This window comes from Streptomyces sp. NPDC002580, assembly GCF_042889485.1.
GTDB lineage: Bacteria > Actinomycetota > Actinomycetes > Streptomycetales > Streptomycetaceae > Streptomyces.
Window position 1 is genome coordinate 834,063 of record NZ_JBIAQZ010000002.1, and the last position, 19,580, is coordinate 853,642.

General features: G+C 71.0%; 20 protein-coding genes and 2 tRNA genes. 6 read left to right on the forward strand and 16 right to left on the reverse strand.

Features of this window, described 5'->3' with window-relative positions; translation table 11 throughout:
- Window positions 1-68: 68 nt before the first annotated feature.
- Together ACFYW7_RS10060 and ACFYW7_RS10065 are read right to left on the reverse strand one after the other, a co-directional pair.
- A tRNA-Pro gene (locus ACFYW7_RS10060) sits at window positions 69-142 on the reverse strand.
- 190 nt (window positions 143-332) lie between these two features.
- On the reverse strand, window positions 333-494 hold the full coding sequence (locus ACFYW7_RS10065) for a hypothetical protein (protein WP_389500024.1): 162 nt from the start codon (window positions 492-494) through the stop codon (window positions 333-335).
- A gap of 9 nt (window positions 495-503) precedes the next feature.
- On the opposite strand from ACFYW7_RS10065, the gene ACFYW7_RS10070 reads away from it, so the two are divergent.
- Window positions 504-866: a hypothetical protein gene (locus tag ACFYW7_RS10070; RefSeq protein ID WP_389500026.1), complete on the forward strand. Its 363-nt coding sequence runs from the start codon at window positions 504-506 to the stop codon at window positions 864-866.
- 33 nt (window positions 867-899) lie between these two features.
- Here the strand turns inward: ACFYW7_RS10070 and ACFYW7_RS10075 are convergent, their stop codons facing one another.
- The 7 genes from ACFYW7_RS10075 to ACFYW7_RS10105 all read right to left on the reverse strand — a co-directional run bounded on the left by ACFYW7_RS10075 (window position 900) and on the right by ACFYW7_RS10105 (window position 8,327).
- Complete coding sequence (locus tag ACFYW7_RS10075) at window positions 900-1,667, reverse strand: NPP1 family protein (RefSeq protein ID WP_389500028.1); 768 nt, start codon at window positions 1,665-1,667, stop codon at window positions 900-902.
- Window positions 1,668-2,076: 409 nt separating this feature from the next.
- Window positions 2,077-2,655, reverse strand: a complete 579-nt coding sequence (locus ACFYW7_RS10080) for a YrhB domain-containing protein (protein ID WP_389500030.1) — start codon at window positions 2,653-2,655, stop codon at window positions 2,077-2,079.
- Between the two features lie 119 nt (window positions 2,656-2,774).
- Window positions 2,775-3,860, reverse strand: coding sequence for a maleylacetate reductase (locus ACFYW7_RS10085; RefSeq protein WP_389500032.1), 1,086 nt, complete (start codon window positions 3,858-3,860; stop codon window positions 2,775-2,777).
- Window positions 3,857-4,720: a dioxygenase gene (locus ACFYW7_RS10090; RefSeq protein ID WP_389500034.1), complete on the reverse strand. Its 864-nt coding sequence runs from the start codon at window positions 4,718-4,720 to the stop codon at window positions 3,857-3,859. The genes ACFYW7_RS10085 and ACFYW7_RS10090 overlap by 4 nt, the downstream gene beginning before the upstream one ends.
- 64 nt (window positions 4,721-4,784) lie before the next feature.
- On the reverse strand, window positions 4,785-5,825 hold the full coding sequence (locus tag ACFYW7_RS10095) for a ComEC/Rec2 family competence protein (RefSeq protein WP_389500036.1): 1,041 nt from the start codon (window positions 5,823-5,825) through the stop codon (window positions 4,785-4,787).
- A 49-nt stretch (window positions 5,826-5,874) separates the two neighbouring features.
- Window positions 5,875-7,158, reverse strand: coding sequence for a hypothetical protein (locus ACFYW7_RS10100; protein ID WP_389500038.1), 1,284 nt, complete (start codon window positions 7,156-7,158; stop codon window positions 5,875-5,877).
- Window positions 7,155-8,327 carry a caspase domain-containing protein gene (locus ACFYW7_RS10105; protein WP_389500040.1) on the reverse strand — a complete coding sequence of 391 codons (1,173 nt, stop codon included), beginning with the start codon at window positions 8,325-8,327 and terminating at the stop codon, window positions 7,155-7,157. Before ACFYW7_RS10105 ends, ACFYW7_RS10100 begins: the two co-directional genes overlap by 4 nt.
- A 182-nt stretch (window positions 8,328-8,509) precedes the next feature.
- Here ACFYW7_RS10105 and ACFYW7_RS10110 point away from each other — a divergent pair, with 182 nt between their 5' ends.
- Together ACFYW7_RS10110 and ACFYW7_RS10115 are read left to right on the forward strand one after the other, a co-directional pair.
- Window positions 8,510-9,559: a DUF2235 domain-containing protein gene (locus ACFYW7_RS10110; protein ID WP_389500042.1), complete on the forward strand. Its 1,050-nt coding sequence runs from the start codon at window positions 8,510-8,512 to the stop codon at window positions 9,557-9,559.
- 73 nt (window positions 9,560-9,632) lie between these two features.
- A complete protein-coding gene (locus tag ACFYW7_RS10115; protein ID WP_351119874.1) occupies window positions 9,633-10,169 on the forward strand; it encodes an NUDIX hydrolase family protein in 537 nt (178 codons plus the stop codon).
- 136 nt (window positions 10,170-10,305) lie between these two features.
- Here the strand turns inward: ACFYW7_RS10115 and ACFYW7_RS10120 are convergent, their stop codons facing one another.
- The 6 genes from ACFYW7_RS10120 to ACFYW7_RS10145 all read right to left on the reverse strand — a co-directional run bounded on the left by ACFYW7_RS10120 (window position 10,306) and on the right by ACFYW7_RS10145 (window position 15,837).
- A complete protein-coding gene (locus ACFYW7_RS10120; RefSeq protein ID WP_389500044.1) occupies window positions 10,306-10,509 on the reverse strand; it encodes a hypothetical protein in 204 nt (67 codons plus the stop codon).
- A gap of 32 nt (window positions 10,510-10,541) precedes the next feature.
- Window positions 10,542-11,108, reverse strand: a complete 567-nt coding sequence (locus ACFYW7_RS10125) for a TetR/AcrR family transcriptional regulator (protein ID WP_389500424.1) — start codon at window positions 11,106-11,108, stop codon at window positions 10,542-10,544.
- Between the two features lie 67 nt (window positions 11,109-11,175).
- Window positions 11,176-11,838, reverse strand: a complete 663-nt coding sequence (locus ACFYW7_RS10130) for a GntR family transcriptional regulator (protein WP_389500046.1) — start codon at window positions 11,836-11,838, stop codon at window positions 11,176-11,178.
- A 70-nt stretch (window positions 11,839-11,908) separates the two neighbouring features.
- Window positions 11,909-12,802, reverse strand: coding sequence for a hydroxymethylglutaryl-CoA lyase (locus ACFYW7_RS10135; RefSeq protein WP_389500048.1), 894 nt, complete (start codon window positions 12,800-12,802; stop codon window positions 11,909-11,911).
- A gap of 93 nt (window positions 12,803-12,895) precedes the next feature.
- Window positions 12,896-14,134, reverse strand: coding sequence for a CaiB/BaiF CoA transferase family protein (locus ACFYW7_RS10140; protein WP_389500050.1), 1,239 nt, complete (start codon window positions 14,132-14,134; stop codon window positions 12,896-12,898).
- Window positions 14,135-14,718: 584 nt separating this feature from the next.
- Complete coding sequence (locus ACFYW7_RS10145) at window positions 14,719-15,837, reverse strand: glycosyltransferase (RefSeq protein ID WP_389500052.1); 1,119 nt, start codon at window positions 15,835-15,837, stop codon at window positions 14,719-14,721.
- A gap of 378 nt (window positions 15,838-16,215) precedes the next feature.
- Between ACFYW7_RS10145 and ACFYW7_RS10150 the strand changes: the two genes are divergently transcribed.
- On the forward strand, window positions 16,216-17,439 hold the full coding sequence (locus ACFYW7_RS10150) for a hypothetical protein (RefSeq protein ID WP_389500054.1): 1,224 nt from the start codon (window positions 16,216-16,218) through the stop codon (window positions 17,437-17,439).
- Between the two features lie 304 nt (window positions 17,440-17,743).
- On the opposite strand, the gene ACFYW7_RS10155 is transcribed toward ACFYW7_RS10150, so the two are convergent.
- Window positions 17,744-17,817: transfer RNA gene (locus ACFYW7_RS10155), tRNA-Pro, on the reverse strand.
- A 99-nt stretch (window positions 17,818-17,916) separates the two neighbouring features.
- Between ACFYW7_RS10155 and ACFYW7_RS10160 the strand changes: the two genes are divergently transcribed.
- A complete protein-coding gene (locus ACFYW7_RS10160; RefSeq protein WP_389500056.1) occupies window positions 17,917-18,441 on the forward strand; it encodes a DUF309 domain-containing protein in 525 nt (174 codons plus the stop codon).
- A 249-nt stretch (window positions 18,442-18,690) separates the two neighbouring features.
- Complete coding sequence (gene cobF, locus ACFYW7_RS10165) at window positions 18,691-19,461, forward strand: precorrin-6A synthase (deacetylating) (RefSeq protein WP_389500058.1); 771 nt, start codon at window positions 18,691-18,693, stop codon at window positions 19,459-19,461.
- Window positions 19,462-19,580 lie beyond the last annotated feature (119 nt).

Below are 19,580 nucleotides of genomic sequence, written 5' to 3' on the forward strand. Positions count from 1 at the left end.
CCCCGAGAAACGCGGAAGGCCGGTTTCGGATACCTCCGAAACCGGCCTTCACCTGCGACTGTCTCCAGTCGGGACGACAGGATTTGAACCTGCGACCCCTTGACCCCCAGTCAAGTGCGCTACCAAGCTGCGCCACGTCCCGGTGCGACTCCCACGCGGTTTCCCACGCGATCGCGCATCCGAACCCTACCGCACCTCGGTGGATGAACGCGCACGCATTGTCATCGCCCCAGCGCAGGCGGGCCGCCGTCCCGGCGTGGGAGGCGGGATCACCCGAGCTCGGGAGGGGGACTGCGGGGCGAGGGGGCCGGCCGGTTTTCGAGCCGGTTCACTCAGGTCGGTTCGCTCAGGTCGGCGGCGGCCGCGCGGAGGGCGTCGGCCAGGTGGGCGGCCGGTTCGGGCAGCGGGTGCGGCAGGTGGGCGAGGACGAGTCGGCGTAGTTCCCGGGGGCCGTCGCGCACGCGGGCACCGAGCGGGAGTCCGGCTGGCCCCACTGGATCAACGTGCCGTCCGAGGTGGCCCAGGTGGCCGCCGTACGAGCGGTCGCGGCGGAGCGCCGGGACGCCGATCCGGCCCGCGGCACCCTGGCCGCGGCGGTCTGCCCGGGGCTCGTGGACACCCCGCTCTCACGGCCGTGGTTCGCCGGCTTCAGTCAGGCGCAAGCCCCGGCGCGGGCCGCGGTCGCGGTGCTCGATCTGCCGCTGGACGAGAAGACCGATCCGGCGCGGTACGGCGAACCGGTGCGGTTCGGGGAGGTGGTGCCGTGGCACACGGGCCGGCCGTCGGCTCACCAGGAGCGACTCCTCGGCCCTGACAGCTCGTGGCATCTCATGGGGGACGGCACGGCTCGGTCCGGTGGCGGGTGACGCCGAGGGCGCCGCCCGCCACCGGACGGCCGGTCAGGCGTTGGGGTCGAAGGTGATGCCGGCCGGCTTGGCCTTCGCCAGGTGGCCGTTGAAGTTGCCGTCCTTGAGGCCGAACGAGGCACTGCCGAAGTCGTAGGCGCTCAACTTGTCACGCAGCCCGGCGGGGTAGCCGTTCCAGCCGACCAGGGTCGGGAACTGCCAGGTGTGCTTGTGGTTCTCCGGCGGCTCGTCGTTGGTGTTCGCGGGCCGGAAGCAGTGCGTGCCGATGCCGTCCTTGTGGTAGACGACCTTGGGGTGCGTGCCGTCCCAGCGGATCCGGTCCCGGGGGTAGATGTTGAAGTTGCCGTGGGCCGACGTGGACACGTACTTGGCCTCGTTGTCCTGGACCCACACCACGACGTGCTCCCAGTCGTTGCGGTGCCCGCCGAGGCCGCTGCCGGCCACGGCCTGGTCCTTCTCCATGTAGAGCCCGTAGATGATGGCGCACCAGCCGTTGTTGCACTTCTCGCGGGAGTACCCGTTGGTGTTGTCGAGGTCCCATGCGTCACGGCACTGGCCGTTCAGGGCCCCGGAGGGCTTGAGGCCGCCGTTGACGGTCCCGTCGGGGCCGATGGCGGGTGTCGGGTAACAGCCGTCCGTGTCGTAGTCGAAGGCCGGCTGGAACGTCGACTCCAGCGCGTCGGCGTTCCCGGGCAGGGCCGTGGGCGGGTCGGCGAGCGCGCTGCCCGCGACGGCGACGACCAGTGCGACGGAGCTGCCGAGAACGATCGAGACCCTGCGGATCCCCGAGCTTGCTTTCACTTACGTCCTCCAGTTGGACCGCGGCGTGGGGGCGGGGCAGGCCAGGCGGTCATGTTGGCATGCCCAGATCAGCCTTCCGGGCGAGCGGCGAAAACGCCAGAGGCAGCGGGTGTCGGAGCGATGAAGGATCCCCCAATGGGGAGGGTGGGAGGGCCTGTTGGAGACATACCGGTCGATCCGCGGCCCCGACTTCCCTCGTTCACGGCCCAGTTGTCGCCGGGGCGGTCACCACCACCGGACGCGGAAGGAGCCGGACACGGCAGAGGTCGGCCCTGGTTCTGAACCGCCGCCTCCCGCCCGCGTCAGGCGGTGACGCCGCCGGCAGCTTCGTGAGGACCCGACGGCGTCGTCCTCGCCACGTCCGAGGAACGGGACCGGGCGCGCCGTCGCCACGCCGTCCGGCTTCCCGTCATCCGGCGGGGGTCCGACCGGCCCGGGCGGCCGCCCCGTTCAGGATGGTCTCCACCCTCGGGTCGAGGGGCTCGACGAGTTCCTCGGTGGCGACGGCCACGAGGTGCGCGGGCGCGTCGCCGTCGAGCAGCGCGCTCACGTACGTGAGGGCCTGCGCGGGCGAGAGCATGGGCAGCGTCCGGCGCAGCGCCCGCGCGGCATGCGTCCGTCCGCGCGCGGCGGCGACTCCGCGCAGCGCGTCGTGCAGGTCGTCCACCGCGGTACGCGTCGGCAGTCCACGTATCCGGGCCCGGTAATCGGCCTCCCACTCCCCTGTTTTCGCGGAGACGACACCGATCCGGTGCAGTCCCCCGTCGACACGGTCGACCAGGTACGGCCCGTTGCCCAGCAGCAGGAACCTGTCGCTCCGTGTGCGGACGTAGTCCTCCGACTGACAGCGGACGATCCAGACCAGCTCATGTTCCTCGACGCCGACCACGGTCATACGCGCCGCGTCCACGCCCACGGCCCGTGCCTGCCGATGCTCGCGTTCCAACTGCTCTTCGACAGCCCGGACGGCGGCTCCTCGCTCGATCACGCGCGCAGCATCCCGTGCAACTCTCCTCATCAGCAAGCGAGTTCGCACCACCCGGGGCCGCTCGCGAGGGATGCGCGGACCTTCTGGCTCACGAACCCGCCCCGCCCTCCGCTGAAGAGCTAGCCCCGCGGTTCCCACCCCTCGTACGCCGCCGTCAGCAGGCCCAGGACGCCGTGTGCGGTGACCTCGCGGGGGTTGGGGTAGGACTGGGCGGCCACCTGTTCCGCGGCGGGTGCCAAGTCGGCTTCTCTCAGGCCCAGTTCGGCCAGGGTGCGGGGCGCTCCGAGGCCGCCCGCGAGCTCTCGGAGGGCGTGGGGGACGTCGTCGGTTGCCAGGGCTCGCGACAGGACCGCGATCGCGTCCGGCGCGGCGGGCGCGTTGTGGGCGAGGACGTACGGCAGGACCACGGTGTGGGTCTCGGCGTGGGGCAGACCGAAGGTGCCGCCGAGGACATGGCACAGCTTGTGGTGCAAACCCATGGTGGTCGCGCCGAGGCAGGCACCGCAGAGCCAGGCACCGTAGAGGGCCCGTCCGCGCGCCTCGGGATCACCGGGGGCCGCGGCCACCTCGGGCAGGGCGCCGGCCATCGCCCGTACGCCCTCCTCGGCCATCAGCGAGACGAGCGGGGAGCGGTCGGGGGCGTACAGCGCTTCGGCGGCATGCGCCAGCGCGTTGATGCCGCTGGTCACCGAGAGCGGGACCGGGAGGCCGAGGGTGAGTTCGGGGTCGTAGACGACGGAGCGGGGTTGTACCCGGGTGTCGCGGCCGGTGCTCTTGACCCCGTTCTCGGTCAGGCCCCAGACGGAGGTCATCTCGGAGCCCGAGTAGGTGGAGGGCACGGCGATCAGCGGCAGGCCGGTGCGCAGCGCGATCGCCTTGCCGAGGCCGATCGCGGAGCCGCCGCCGACGGCGACGCAGCCGTCCGCGCCCGTCGCCCGGGCCACCTCGACCGCCTTGTCGGCGACCTCCGCGGGAACGTGCATGCGGGCGCCGGCGTGCAGTCCCGCGCAGCTGTCGCCGAGCGCGTCCGCCACCGACCGGGCGGTCTCCTCGCCCCGGCCTCCGCACACCACGAGGACCCGGTGCAGTCCGAGCCGCGCGACCTCCCCGGGTGTCGCGGTGACCGCGGCGCCGGGCCGGAAGACGACCCGGGCGGGCCGGGTCTCGTAGGAGAAGTCGAGCGGGGTGCTCGGTGGGGTGGTCACTCGGGCTCCAGTACGAGTTCGAAGCGGGCGTGCCGGAAGGGGTTCGCGACGCCGAACTCCCGTGCCAGGGAAGGATCGTCGGTCTCGGCGAAGTCCTTCACCAGGCTCTCTTTGACGGCGAAGACGGCGTCGGAGCCGAGGTAGGGGCTGCCCGCCACGAAGATGTGGGTGGTGACGGGGGTGTGGCCGGCCGCCGAGGCGATGAAGTGGATGTGGGCGGGGCGGTTGGGGTGGCGGCCGGTGGCCCCGAGCAGGCGGCCGACGGGGCCGTCGACGGGGATGGGGTACGGGCTCGGTACGCAGGTGCGGAACCGGAAGCGGCCCTCGTCGTCCGCCGTGAAGAGCCCGCGTCCGTTGCCGGGCGGCTGGACGTCCGGCCGCTGGACGTCGTAGAAGCCCTCGGCGTCCGCCTGCCACACGTCGAGGACCGCGCCGGGCAGCGGGGTGCCGTCCCGGGACAGCACCCGGCCGCTGACAACGCACTGCTCGCCGGTGCCCACCAGGTCGATGGTGGCGCCGAGTTCGCGGGCGGGCGACGCCGTCATGTGGAACGGGCCCAGGACGGTCGATTCGGTGACGCCGGGGCCCCGGTGGGCGTTCAGGTTCTCCACGAGCATGGAGACGCCGAGCACGTCCGACAGAAGGATGAACTCCTGCCGGGTGCCGGTGCACCTCTGCCCTGTCGCGGTCAGGAAGCCCATGGCGTGCTCCCATTCCGCCATGGTCGGCTCCGTCTCCCGGACGAACGCGTGGAGGTGGCGGGTGAGCGAGCCGAGCAGCTCGCGCAGCCTCGGGTCGGCCGTCCTCGCGAAGCTGTCGACGACGGCGTCGGTGATGTCCGTGGTGCGTTCTGTGCCCATGCCTCTCCCGTGGTCCCGCCGGTGCCTCCGCCGGGCGGGTACCAGGCTACGAGGCCGCGCGGGCTCACAGTTCGAGGCTGACGAAACCGTCCGGCGCATCGGGTCCCGGGGCCGTCACGGTGTAGCCGAACCGCTTCCTGAGCCCGGGTACGTCCCACATCGCCGCCCGTTCACGGTAGTTGAAGACGAGCTCCTTCTCGTCGCCGCCGTGTTCGAGGATGCGGGCGACGGCGATCTCGTTCGGATGGTCGTGGCGTGCGCCGCTGGTGGAGATCAGATAGCGGTCGCAGTCGATCAGAGCGAGCAGGTCGTTCGAGAGGTTGTGGTCGCTGCCGTGGTGGGCGACCTTGAGGGCGTCGAGGTGGAGCCGCCCGCCCGCCGCCTCGGCCGGCCCGCGCAGTGAGGCGGCCAGTCGGCGGTCGTCGGCGTCGCCGGTGAGCACGACGCGCCGGTCATCGAACTCGAAGAGCAGGCCGATGCTGGTGAGGTTGGTCTTCGAGGTGTCCGGCTTGAACGGTGACGCGGCGAGTTGTTCGACGTTCGGGGCGCCGAAGTGCTCGAAGCCCTCCACCGGGGGGAGTTCGTCGGGGTCGCGGCCCGGGATCAGCCCGTGCTTGGCGCATTCGGCGCTCCATACGGGGGCCAGCCGCTCCAGTTGGGCCCGGTCGGGTGAGAGCACCGTCATCGTGGAGCCGTCGTCGAACCACGCGAGTTCCCGTCCGATCTCGACACCGCGCCCGCCGAAGGCGTCGTTCCAGGGGATCTTCCGAGCGAGCAGGGTACTGGTGAGCTTCTCCCCGTCGACGGCGCCGAAGCCCTCGGCGTCGAGGAGGTGGTCGAAGCCGTTGAACCAGACGTCTCCGAACTCCACCGGCCGTTCGGGGTCGTCGAGCAGGGCGAGCACGCCGAGGATGTGGTCCTGGTCGACGTGGGTGACCACCAGGAGGTCGACCGGTCCGTCGAATCCGGCGAGCACGGGTCTGATCAGCGGGTAGGTGCCCGGGCGTCCGCCATCGACGAGGACGCGGCGTACGAAGGTGTCGTCGCCGTACTCCAGGAGCAGGCAGTCGCCGTCCTCACCGGGCATCATCGTGAGCCTGATCATCTCGGTCTCCCTCGTGAACGTGGGCCGGCCGTCCCTGTGGGCGGACCCCTCATCGCGACCTCCCGTGCAGTGACACCACGACGAACGGCTCACGGGTGTCGACGCGCCAGGACAGCCGCCGGGCCTGTTCGAGCCGCGTGGCGCACTCCGGGTCGTCGGGGAACTCGGAGAGTCCGTGGATGAGGCGGCTCAGGCCGAGGGTGAAGACGGGCACCCCGCGGTCGAAGGCCTCCACGAGCGCGTCCCGCGCCGCCTGCCGCTCCGTCTCGGTGTGCGCGCGGCGCAGATGACGCATGGCCCACAGCAGGGAACCGTCGCTCATCCAGTCGAACTCGTGGCGCAGCCGGGACAGCCACGGGTCCCAGCGGTGCGGGCGGTCGGTCAGTTCGCTGCCGATCAGCACGTAGGCCCCGGCCATGGCCGCGAGCGGGTTCGTCAACTCGTCGTAGAGCATGGACTCCGCGTCGTGGACGAGGGTCGCGGCGGCGTCGAAGGCGCCGCGCACCATGTAGCCGAGGGCGGGACCCACCCGGTTGTCGCGCACGGTCACCGACACGGCGCTGCCGGTCGGGCTCTGGCGCTCGTTGACGAGGACCTCGATCTGGGCGGTCCCCCAGGGCGCGGGCAGGGTGACGAGGTGGTCGCTGCCCGCCAGCGAGACGATCAGGAACTGCCGTGGTCCGGTGGCCCCTTCGACGGTCGGCTCGCCCTGCTCGTCCACCGGGCCGTCCGGGCCGAAGCGGTAGAGCCGGGCGGCGGCGTCGCCCAGTTCGAGGCTGGGCACGGAGTGGGGCGCGGAGTGGGCGATCTCGAACACGACGGGTCGGCGCGGGGGGTTCTCGGCCAGGTCGAGCAGGGTGGCGAACCGCAGGCTCGTGGCCTTCGGGTCGCCGACCCAGGCCGCGTGGCCGGGTTCGACGACCGAGTCCCACTCCCAGACGCCGGAGCGCGACCCCTGCGAGCGGGGCACGGGTATCGCCTCGCCGTCGTGGTAGTCGCCGTACGACTCGATGTTGCCCATGAGGTACTGCCAGGAGTGCGAGGCGTAGGGCGAGCGGGCCGTGCGCAGGGTGACGCGGGTGTCGGTGCCCTCGCGGGCCTCGGCGTCCTTGGTGAGGACGACTCCCGAGGGCAGGGTGGCGGTCACCAGGTAGTGGCCGGGTTCGACGGCGTAGCGGGCCGGTTCCGCCGAGGCGCCGCACGGGAACAGGACGCCCCGGTGGGCGGCGCCCGTGCCGCCGGTCGGATAGATGTTGCCGACGACCTTGGCCCCGCCGGAGACGTCGTTCTCGTCGAGGCTGAGCGCGACCCGGACGCGCAGGGCGGCGGTCATGGCTTGACCAGTTGGACCCGGCGGAACACCGGTCGCACGGTGACGGACTTGGTCCGTACGTCCTCGTCGCCGAGCCGCGCCTCGAAGTCGTACTCCCCGAAGCGGAGTTCGATGGCCCATTCGCTCTCCGGGTCCTCCTCGTCGGCGGCCCCGGCCGGGCGCCGGAACCGTTCGAGGCCGCCCTCGCGGCAGACGAACTCGGCCTCGGCGTTCTCCTGGGCCCGCTCGCACCCCACGTACACCGGGACGACGGGCGGGCCCGGCAGTTCGTGCAGGACGAACACGGGGAGTTCGCCGACGGAAGGGACCTGGACACCTGCGACGGCTCCGGCGAACTCCGGCTGGTGCATGAAGTGGTCGATCGCTTCGAGGAGATGGGAGGTGTTGACCCGCCAGTCCCCCTCGGGGTCGTCGCTGGCCGCTCCGTTGAGGCTCCTGAGCAACGCCTCGGTGAACAGGCTCACCTGTCCGGGACGCGCGTGCGACCGGTCCCCGGCGAGGGTGGCGTAGTAAGGGATGTGGAAGCGTCTGGGGAGGTCGAGCGGGCGCGATCCGGCGCCCAGCGGCGAGCGTCCGGCGAACCGGGTTCCCGAACTCTCTATCAGGACATCGGAGTTGGACCGGCAGGCGTCGACGAAGAACACCTGCTGGCCGGCCTTGCACCGTTTGAGTCCGTTCATCAGCGCCGCGAAGTCCAGTGCTCCGTTGAGGGGGTTGTGCTGGTCGGCGAAGATGTCGGCGGCCAGGAGGGCCATGTCGTCGCCCTGCGAGACGCCGTGTCCGCAGAAGTAGAAGACGAGCCGGTTGTCGACGTGGCTGTCGCCGCGGTCGTACCACGCGGTGACCGCGGCGAGGATGTTCTCGATGGTGGCGGCGTCGATGTCGTGCGCCGTGTGCGTGCGGGGGTCGGTGAAGGGTGCCGGCCGTTCCTCGCTCAGCAGCAGCGCGACGCTGCCGAGCGGCCGTGTCGGGTCGTTGTAATCGGCGAGCAGCCAGGTCGCGAGGGCGCGCGCGGAGAGCGGGGGCGAGCTGAGCTGGCCCATCCCGTCCGGGTCCGCCACCGGTGCCTCGCCACCGGCCAGGTGCGGATACCTGCCGACACCGATCACCAGGGCGTGGGTGCGCGGAAGGCCGGCGTCCTGTTCGAGGTGGATCACGGAACCGGCCATGGTCCCTCCGGAACCCTGCTGAGCCGGAGGCCGTCCGCGACGCGGGAATCCGCCCGTGGACAGCATTTCCTTTATTATATTTCTGCACGCACCTTATGTCCTGATGTGTTCTGACCTGGTGTGTTCCAGGTGATCCACCGGCTCCTCGATGTCCCGATGGATCGGCGAACGTGAGGCCCGGCATGAGCAAGAACCTCGTCATCTGCCTCGACGGCACCGGCAACCAGGTGAAGGCCAAGGGGAACACCAACGTCGTCCGGCTCTACGAGATGCTGGACCTCTCCGATCCCGCCCGCCAGATCGCCTACTACGACCCCGGGGTCGGCACGTTCTCGGCCGCGGGCGCGTGGACCCCCGCGGGACGCCGGGTGTCGAGACTCCTCGGCCTCGCCTTCGGCTCGGGCATACGGACCAACCTGGCCGAGGCGTACACGTATCTGATGGGCCATTACGAACCGGGGGACCGCATCCTCCTCTTCGGGTTCAGCCGCGGCGCGTACACGGCGCGTGCGCTGGTGGGCATGCTCAAGGCGGTCGGGCTGATGCGGCCCGGCATGGAGAACCTGGTCCCGTACGCGGTGTCGGTGTACGCCAGGAACAAGGACTGGACCCGCCAGGACTGGGACCAACTGCACCGTTTCGCGGGCGCTTTCAGCAACGCCGTGGAGGGGCGCGTCGGCATCTCCGTCGCCTATCTGGGGATCTGGGACTCCGTCAAGGCGGCCGGGGTGCTGCGCTGGAACCTGCGGTGGCCCTACACCCGTCAGGTCCCGAACGTCGCCCACGTCCGCCATGCCGTGTCCGTCGACGAGAGGCGCAGGCCCTATCGGGAGTACCTCGTGACGCCGGGCGACGGCCGACGGCCCGCGCCCGGCCTGGTCGAGCAGGTGTGGTTCGCCGGGGTCCACTCCGATGTCGGCGGCACGTTCGACGACGATCCCCGGACGGCGACCGTCGCCCTCAAGTGGGTCGTGGACGGCGCCCTCGACGCGGGTGTCCTGCTCAAGAAGGGCGCGTACGCCCGTGAGGTGACCGTGGCGCCCGAGGACGCCCTGGGCCGGATCCACCGGATGGGCCGCGTCTGGGCCCTGCTCACCTACCGGCGTCGGCGACTGCCGGCCGACGCCCGGGTGCACGCCAGTGTCCGCGCGCGCGACGCGCGGTACCGTGACCGGATTCCGTCCACGGCCCTGTGGGCCGACACCGCCTGGCTGACTCCGAAGGATGCCTGACGGACCTTCCGTGGGGCATCGTCGACCTGGAGCATCACGCCCGCACCGGACGCACGGAAAGTATGATCAAGCAATGTCTGACTTGACCGAAACCACGCCCGGCTGGCTGTCCCGTGACGAACTGGAATCGGCCCGCGCCCGCATGCCGATCCTGTACGTCGAGGCCGTACCGGTGCGCGTCGACGACAACGGCGAAGTCACCCACATCGGGCTCCTGCTCCGCATCGGTCCGGACGGGACGGTCAGCCGCACCCTCGTCTCCGGCCGGGTGCTGCACCACGAGCGGGTCCGCGACGCCCTGTTGCGCCACCTGGAGAAGGACCTCGGCCCGGTGGCACTCCCCCGGATCCCGGCCTCCCTGCAACCGTTCACCGTCGCCGAGTACTTCCCGACGCTGGGCGTCACGCCGTTCCACGACCCCCGCCAGCACGCCGTGTCCCTGGCCTACATCGTCCCGGTGACCGGCGACTGCCGCCCGCGCCAGGACGCCCTGGACCTGGTCTGGTTCAGCCCGGAAGAGGCCTCTTCACCGGTGGTCACGGACGACATGCCCGGCGGTCACGGCGTCCTGCTGCGGCAGGCGCTGGCGCACGTCGGACACCTGTCCTGACGCGGAGCGCCGCCTCCGGCCCCGGAGTCCGCAAGGGGTGACGTCCCGCCCCGAGCGGCGGCCGGGCCGTCACCGTGCCCCCGCGCCACCCGGCGCCTGGGGCGCACGCACGACGCGGCCCGGGGGCCGGGACCGTTCACGACGGCGGCCGGCGGAACGGGCGGGCCCACGCGGCGGCGGACCGTCGGTGAGGAGCAGCTCCATGGCGATCGCGTACGGGATGCGGCGCGGCAGCTGTGCCGCGGGCGACGACCAGGTTCAGGGCGTTCTTCGCCTGCGGCCGGTTGATGGTGATGATCTGCACGCCGTCGCGGTTTTCGACCAGGACTTCGTCCGACATGTCGCTCTCCTTGTGGTGCAGCCGTGCCGGGATCAGAGGCCCGGACGACGTGGTGTTCGGTCCTTCCGCGGCGCGGAGCGCAGGGTGCCGGTCAGGAAGGTGTCGCGGAAGAGGTCCGCGATCTCGCGCGGCAGGAGTCCGGCGTCCTTCTTCAACCACACGTACGAATGGTTGAACATTCCGAGGATTCCCTTCAGCGCCACGGACTCGGGCATCGGCCTGAAGTGCCCCGCGTCGATGGCCGCGTCGAGCGTACGCGGCCACACCTGCCCGCACTGCTTGCGCAGATCGAGCACCGACTCCATGAGCGGGCCCGTCAGCGCGGTGAAGTCCCGGTAGTGGACGGTCCGTTCGAGAACGTGGTCGGCGATGTCCTCCATCAGCGTCCGGGCCGGTTCCCTGAACCGCTCCTCGGGGTCCTCCACGCGCTTCTCGATGTCGAGCGCGATCTCGACCATGACGCGCAGCTGGGAGGCGCCGATCTCGAAGAGCAGGGCTTCCTTGTTGCCGATGCGGTGGTACAGCCCACCTCTCTGGAGCCCTACGGCCGCCCCCAGTTGGGCCATCCCGGTGCCGTGGTGGCCGTGCTCGGCGAACAGCTCCGCTCCGCCGCGGCGTGCAGAATCCGCGCTTTCTCAGGGCGGCCTCACACGGTGGGCGTGACCGTCAGCCCTCGGACTGCCCGTCGGCCTGGTGCCGGCTGAGGGACGCCCGCGCGGAGAGCACGTGCGCCGTCATGACCGACTGCGCCCACGTCCCGTCGCGGGCCGTGAGGGCGTCGACCAGCTCCCGGTGCTGGCGCAGGCTGCGCTGCATCTCCACGGGGGAGTAGTTGTGGAAGGTGTGGCGTACGAGGGAGATCTCGATGACCCCCGACAGGATCCCGGGGAGCAGCGCGTTCCCGGCCGCCCGGTGCAGCGCGCGGTGGAACTCCAGGTTGAGTTCGGTGATCCGGTCGTCGGCGTCGTCACCACCGGCGCTCGCCACCTCGTCCATGGCGTCGCAGAGCGCGCGCAGCTCCTCGCGCTCGGCCTCCGATCCGTCGCGCTCGGCCGCGCGGCGCGCGGCGTAGCCCTCCAGCAGAGCCCGCAGGCTGAAGATGTCGTCGAGGTCGGCGGCGTCGAACCCGGTCACCTGAGCACCACGGTTGGGTATCAGGGTGACCAGCCCGTCGGTCTGGAGCCGGCGCAACGCTTCGCGGACGGGGGTGCGGCTCACCTCGTAGGTGGTCGCGATGTTCTCCTCTCGCAGCCACGTGCCGGACGCGTGGTCTCCGGTCAGGATGCGCCTGCGCAGGTCCTCGTAGACCCTCACCGACGGCTTCGTCATCGTCTCTGCTCCCGGTACGGCGCCATGGCCCGCGCACGGCCCGGCACCGTCGCGCGGCCGTCCCGTCGGGTCATCGCGCGGGCGCGGGGAACCGTCCGGCGCGCAGCAACTGTCCGGGCAGCGGCCTGCCGAGAACCTCCGTGATCCACGCTGCGGCGGACAACAGCGCGTCGAGATCGACGCCGGTGTCCACGCCCTGCCCTTCGAGCAGGTGGACGAGGTCCTCGGTGGCGATGTTACCGGTCGCCCTCGGGGCGAAGGGGCAGCCGCCGATGCCCGCGACGGAGCTGTCCAGGACCGACACGCCGGCCTCGACCCCCGCGTAGGCGTTGGCGTAGCCCGTGTTGCGGGTGTTGTGCAGATGCAGCCCGAGCGGGATGCCGAACCCTGCCGCGCCGGTGAGCAGCCGGGTCACCTGCCGGGGCACCCCGACGCCGATGGTGTCGGCGAAGACGAGTTCGTCGGCGCCCGTGGCGGCGACCCGCTCGGCGATGGCGAGCACCCGGCCGGGATCGACCACCCCCTCGAAGGGGCAGCCGAACGACGCGGCCAGCGTGACCGTGGCCTTGCGGCCGTCCGCGTGGGCCGCCGCGACGATGTCCGCGGCCTCCGCGATCGACCGCTCGACGCTGCGGCCCTGGTTGCGCTCGTTGAAGGTCTCGGTGACGCAGAAGGCCATCCGGACCTCCTCGCACCGGGTCCGGGCCAGCCGGGTGTAGCCACGTCCGTTGAGCACGAGGGCCGCGAGGCCGACGCCTTCCACGGGCTTCACCGAGGCACAGACCTCCTCCGCCCCTGCCATCTGCGGCACGCGGGCGGGATTGACGAAGCTGGCGACCTCCACGGCGGCGACACCTGTGGCGGACAACCGGTCCACGAAGTCCGCGCGCTGAACCGGATCGAGATGTTCGGGCTCGTTCTGCAGGCCGTCTCGCGGGCCCACTTCACAGATTCTGACGCTCACGGGGTATCTCCTCTTTCCTGCCCAGGGCTGCGGCTGGGCTGGGCCGCCGGGATCCGTCCCGCCGGACGGATCCCCGCTGGTCACGGACCGGTTCTAGATGACGCCCTGTTCGCGCAGGAGGGCCCTGGCCGCGGTGTCGAGTCCGAGGATTCCGCCGTACACCTCGTCGTTGTGCTGCCCCAGCTCCGGGCCGAGCGCCCGCACGGCGCCGGGCGTCCCGGACAGCCGGGGGGCGACGTTCTGCATCGGGAACGAGCCCAGCTTGTCGTGCATCAGCCGGACGATCGTCTGCCGGGCCTCGAAGTGCGGGTCCGCGAACATGTCCTGCGCGGTGTACGTGAGACCGGCCGGGACCCCGTTGTCGTGCAGGAGGTCGAGCAGTTCCTCGGAGTCCCGCCCCCGGGTCCAGTCGGAGACCAGCTTGTCCAGTTCGGCCTGGTGCTCACCACGGGCGGCATGGGTCCCGAACCGCTCGTCGGTCCCCCACTCCGGCCTGCCCATCAGCTCGGCCAGCCGGTTGAACACCGTGTCCCGGTTCGCGGCGATCAGCACGGACGACCCGTCGCGGGTCGGATACACGTTGCTGGGCGACACTCCGGGAAGGACCGAGCCGGTGCGCTCGCGCCGCGACCCGCTCAGCTCCCATTCCGGCAGGATCGACTCCATCATCGCGAGTACGGCTTCGTAGATCGCGGAGTCGACGACCTGGCCGCGGCCGGTGTGTTCGCGGGAGAACAGGGCCATCACCGTGCCGAGCGCGGCGAACGTGCCGGCGAGCGAGTCACCGATGGAGATACCGGTGCGGCTGGGGGCGCGGTCCGGTTCCCCGGTGATGTGCCGCAGGCCTCCCATCGCCTCACCGATGGAGCCGAACCCGGCACGCCGGGAGTACGGTCCGTCCTGGCCGTAGCCGGTCACCCGGGTGACCACGAGCCGGGGGTTCAGCTCGGCGAGTTCGGCGGGGCCGAGTCCCCAGCGCTCCAGGGTGCCCGGCCGGAAGTTCTCGATGAACACGTCGGCCGTCGCGAGCAGGTCCCGCAGCAACTGCTGTCCCTCGGGCCTGCGCAGGTCGCAGGTGATCGACTTCTTGTTCCGGGCGATGATCGGCCAGTTCAGCGACAGGCCCTGCGGGAGGTTGCTCCCCCACTGCCGCATCGGGTCACCGTTGCCCGGGTCCTCGACCTTGAGCACGTCGGCCCCGAAGTCGCCGAGCAACTGTCCGCAGAACGGCCCGGCGATGAGCGAGCCCGTCTCGACGACCCGCACCCCCGCCAAGGGCCCCTGGGCGGTCGCCACCGTACGCCGGGAGTCGGTCGGCTGGTCGTCAGCCATGGGAAGTCCACCTCTCGCCCGCATCGTGCACCACGGCGATCCCGCACCGACTTGTACACAATTTCAGCTTGCCGATCGGGGCCTCATTGCCTCTTTTCAGGCACCATAGCCGCTCCTCCACCGATTGGACACGAGTGATTGTGTGCAATCTTGCTCGATGGACACCCGCGGCCACCGGGTCTCACAGGCTCGCCCGAGGAGTGCCTTCACCCCCTTGGGCGAGATCCGCAGCGCGGATGAAGACGGAGGAGGACCGCCCGCACCAGGAAGGGGCATCGGCCGTGGATGGACACGGGGAGCGGGGGCGGAGTGCGCGGCGGAGCAGCGCACCGGCGAGGGCGACATGACATGTGGTCAGGACCCGCCGACGCGGCTCGGGCCGGCTGGCGACTGGCACTGGCACTGGCGGCAAGCAGGGGGCACCGGGACGCGGGGCAGCCACCGGACACCCCGAGAACATCGGGCGGCAATCAACTCGACAGGACGACGGGAAGGCCGTTCCCGCTCGGCGGAAACGGCCTACGACCTGCTTTCACGGGCGACGGGACGACGGGACGAAAAATTCCGACCCTACGAACCCTTCGTCAAATTCTGACCCCGGACCGCTGCACCGATTTCTTCGCCGCATTCCTCGACTCCTCGGCTTTACGGGCCACGGCGAATTCCCGATTCCGCACTGTTTGCAGCCGATACGCTTCCGGCAGTTCGGGAATGTCCAGGAGGCGGTCACACGCTTCAAGGGAACCCTGAGAATCCCCCGCCCAGTAGGAGACGACGGAATACTCGAAGAGCAGCCCCCACGTGTAGACCCATGGATGAGTGAAGAGAATGTCGTCGGGCTCCACGCGATTGATCCCCGCACACGCGATGGCGTGCCCGGCACGGTAGTTGCCCCGCTTCCGCAGCCGTGAGACCAGTTCGAAGCATGCTTCGAGGCGCTGGGGACGCGCCTCCCACGCCCGCGAGAGGGTGTCCATGGCCCCGGGCCAGTCACCGCATTCGTCCTTGAGGATTCCTGCCTGCAGGAGGGCGTAGTAGACCTCCTCCCCCCAGCCACCCATCTCGGCGCGACGTTCGTAGAGGGCGATCGCCTCTTCCCCGCGCCCCATGTCCCGCATGGTCTGCGCCAGGTAGAACGTACTGCGCGCGTCGGTGGGGTCGCGCTCGATCTCCGCGCTCAGCAGGGTCATGTCCCGTTCGAACTTGTCGTGCCGGGAACCGCCGTCGGCGAAGTGCTCGACCACGAGGGCGTCGAGGTTCTCCTGCTCGTGCTCCACGTCGGCCGTCAGGTACTCGTGGGTCGCGCCTTCGTAGCGCCAGCGCACATCACCACGGACAAGTCGCTTGATCCGGTAGGCGAGACTTCCCGCGTGCGGGATCATGTAGGACGCACTGGTCAGCGGAGGCAAGGGCCCTTCCTGCCGGATCGTCATGTCGGCGTCGATCAGAAGCAGGTAGTCGGCTTTCCCACGGGCCCGCTCGATGTTGAGTGTGCGATTGACCCCGAAATTCACCCAGGCATCCTCGTGCAGCTCACCGGGGATACCGTCGAAGGCTTTTCGAATCAGGTCCTGGGTGCCGTCCGTCGAACCCGTGTCGGAGATGACCCAGGTGTCCACGAGGTCCCGCACCGAGGCGATGCATCGCTCGATCACGGCCGATTCGTTCTTCACGATCATGCAGAGGCAGATGGTCGGCTTCATTGTTCGGGCCCTACCTTCGAGTTTCAATCGGGCATGGCGATTAAAGCCTGAATCACGCGGGAGGAAGTCGCCGCGATCACCTTAGACACCTCGCCTCAGGAATTGACGACGCAACGCCGATTCCTGTTATGAGCTGGCCGGGAGCTCGGGACCGGCGGCCGGCGCCGCCCCACCGGGACACATCCGAGGGCAGGGCATGGGCATGGGCATGGGCCGGGGTCCGGGCATGGACATGGGCATGGCAACCGAAGACCGCGAGGTGACCGGAACGAGAGAGCGTCACACAAAGTGCGCGATCAGTTGCACTCGGTAATGATGCGGATGTCGGCCCTGGTCGGGGCGACGTGACTATTCGACTTCACGAAAGCAGGAAAGCGCATGAGTCCTGACTCCAGGACCCGTTCCTCACTTGGTCCGCTCCCGCTCCCCCAGCGGACCACCTGGCTCGCGGGCAGCGGCCTCGCGTCCATCGCTCTCGTCCTCACTGGCATGGCCAGCCCGGCACTCGCGATGGAGCAGACCAAGTCGGCCGCCGCCATAGCCTCCGCCACCAAGTCGGGTGGCGACGAGTGCCGAAGAGACGGCCGCTGCGACGAGCACGGTCACTGGAGCGGCAACCAGGGCCATGACGACCACCAGGGTGGCCAGAAGGGCGACACCGGACCCACGGGGCCGACGGGACCGAAGGGCGCGACCGGCCCGACCGGTGCCACAGGTGACACCGGGCCCACCGGCGCGACGGGCGCTGACGGAGCGGACGGCGCCACCGGCGCGACCGGTGCCGACGGAGCGGACGGCGCCACCGGCGCGACCGGTGCCGACGGAGCGGACGGCGCCACCGGCGCGACCGGTGCCGACGGAGCCGATGGCGCCACCGGTGCCACCGGGCCTACGGGCCCGACAGGCCCCACGGGTGCCGACGGCGTCGACGGTGCCACGGGTGCGACCGGCGCCACCGGACCTACGGGCCCGACAGGTGCCAACGGCGTTGACGGAGCCACCGGCGCAACCGGAGCCACGGGTGCGACCGGCGCCACCGGACCTACAGGTCCGACAGGTGCCAACGGCGTTGACGGAGCCACCGGCGCAACCGGAGCCACGGGTGCAACCGGCGCCACCGGACCTACAGGTCCGACAGGTGCCAACGGCGTTGACGGAGCCACCGGCGCAACCGGAGCCACGGGTGCGACCGGCGCCACCGGACCTACAGGCCCGACAGGCCCCACCGGCCCGACAGGCGCCAACGGCGTTGACGGAGCCACCGGCGCCACGGGTGCCACGGGTGCGACCGGCGCAACCGGCGCAACCGGTGCCACGGGTGCAACCGGCGCCACCGGAGCGACCGGAGCCACGGGTGCGACCGGCGCCACCGGACCGGTGTCCGCGACGATCACCTCCACGCCCTACAACGTCCTGTTGGGCGTCAACGCGTCCTACGACTCCCCGAACTGCCCGGCCGGCACCCAACCCATCTCTGGCGGGCTGTCCGCCACCGGCCTCCTCGTCACCCTCGGACAGAGCTTCCCGAACGGAAACCACTGGACCGTGACCGCGACAGCGGGGGCCGTCACCACCCTCAGCGTCTACGTGGTCTGCAGCTGATCACACGCCTCACGGCCACGTTTCGCGCATACGAGCCCCCGCCGGCCCTCCGGCGGGGGCTCGTGCGCGCCGAGGATCCCCCTCTGAACGGCGGGGCGCCGCTCTACGAGCAACCGCAGCGCTTCGCGCATCCGGCCCCACGCTCCCCGTCGAGCCCGATCGCGGTTGCCCACGATCACGACGACGGCCAAGGCCACGTGGACCGCTCCCCTGCCGGTCCCGACCGGTGCCCGACGGCCCCAAAATCGCCAAAGGCCGGTCTCGGATGCCTCCGAAACCGGCCCTGAACTGCGACTGTCTCCAGTCGGGACGACAGGATTTGAACCTGCGACCCCTTGACCCCCAGTCAAGTGCGCTACCAAGCTGCGCCACGTCCCGATGCCCTCACCCACGGTGACCCGCGTGATCGTGCGAACAGAACTTTACCCCACGCCGGGGGCTGCTCGGCCGGGGGACGGGGCGCGCGACAATCGGCGTATGAGCGGGACATCTGAGACGCGGCAGTCCGGCGGACGCGACCGGGACACCGAGGGGCGGGCGCGCAACGCCCGGCCCCGCGACGGACTGGGTCGCCCCCTGCCGTACGGCGCGGACGGGGTGGAGCGGCAGCCGGAGGGAGTCCTCCGCGCTCCGGAGGAGACGGTCGCCGAGGCGCAGGCACTCCTGGACTCGGGACGGCCGTTCCACGCGCACGAGGTCTTCGAGGACGCGTGGAAGTCCGGCCCGGAGGACGAGCGCGGGCTCTGGCGGGGGCTGGCCCAGCTCGCCGTCGGACTCACCCACTCGGCCCGGGGGAACACGACGGGCGGCGCCCGGTTGCTGCGCCGGGGCGCCGGAGCCGTCGAGGAGTGGGCGACGGAGAGCGGCCGGCCCCGGCCGTACGGCATCGACCTCACGGAACTCACCGTCTGGGCGCGGGAGCTGGCGGGGGTCGTGGAGCGCGACGGCGGGCGGGTCGACGCGACGGCGGTCGCGCCGCGGCTGGGCGGCCGGGCCGTCTGACCCCTGCCCGGTTTCGCCACCCGAGCGGCCTCGCCCCCGACACCCGATCGCCCCTGGCACCTGATCGGCTCGGACTCCCGATCGGCTCGGAGCACACGGGCACGCGGACGCGCCGCCCCGCCGCCGGAAGCCCTCGGCCATCGTCGGAACCACTCCCCCGTCGGCCGTCCAGCGGCGGGGCCCGGCGCCGGACCGGGTACCACCGGGTGCGGTGGGTCCACTGTCAGTGGCGTGCGGCAGACTCTGGGTGTGCGAAAGATTCATGTCATCGGTATCGGTGCGGGCGACCCCGATCAGCTCACGCTCCAGGCGGTCAAGGCGCTGAGGGACACGGACGTGTTCTTCATCCTGGACAAGGGCGAGGTGAAGTCGGACCTCGTCCAGCTGCGCCGCGACATCCTCGACGCGCACATACCCGAGGGGGCCTACCGCCTGGTCGAGGCCCGCGACCCGGACCGGGACCGGACCGCGGGGGGATCGGCGTACTCGCCGGCCGTCGGGGACTGGCGCAGCGCCCGCGCCGCGATCTACGAGCGGCTGATCACCGAGGAACTGGGCGAGGACGAGAGCGGCGCCTTCCTGGTGTGGGGTGACCCCGCTCTGTACGACAGCACGCTCGGCATCCTGCAGGAGATCCTGGACCGGGGGACGGTGACGTTCTCGTACGACGTGGTGCCCGGCATCAGCAGTGTCTCGGCGCTCGTCGCCCGGCACCGCACGGGGCTGAACCGGGTCGCCCGGCCCGTGCAGATCACCACCGGCCGACGCCTCGCGGAGGGCTTCCCCGAAGGCGTGGACGACGTGGTGGTGATGCTCGACGCCCACCAGACGTTCCGTCAGTACGTGGACGAGGACATCGACATCTACTGGGGCGCCTACATCGGCACGCCCGACGAGATCCTCGCCTCCGGTCCGCTGGCCGAGACGGCCCCCCGTATCGAGCGGCTGCGCGCCGAGGCCCGGGAACGCAAGGGGTGGATCATGGACACCTACCTGCTGCGCCGGAATCCCCGGACGTAGGACGTGGAGCAGGACCTCGGGCGCCCGTCCGGCACGGAACTGCGCGCCGCCGTGGATGCGATCGCCGAACGCCTGCTGGTGGAGGACCTGACACAGGGTCTGTCCGGCCCCACCCCGTA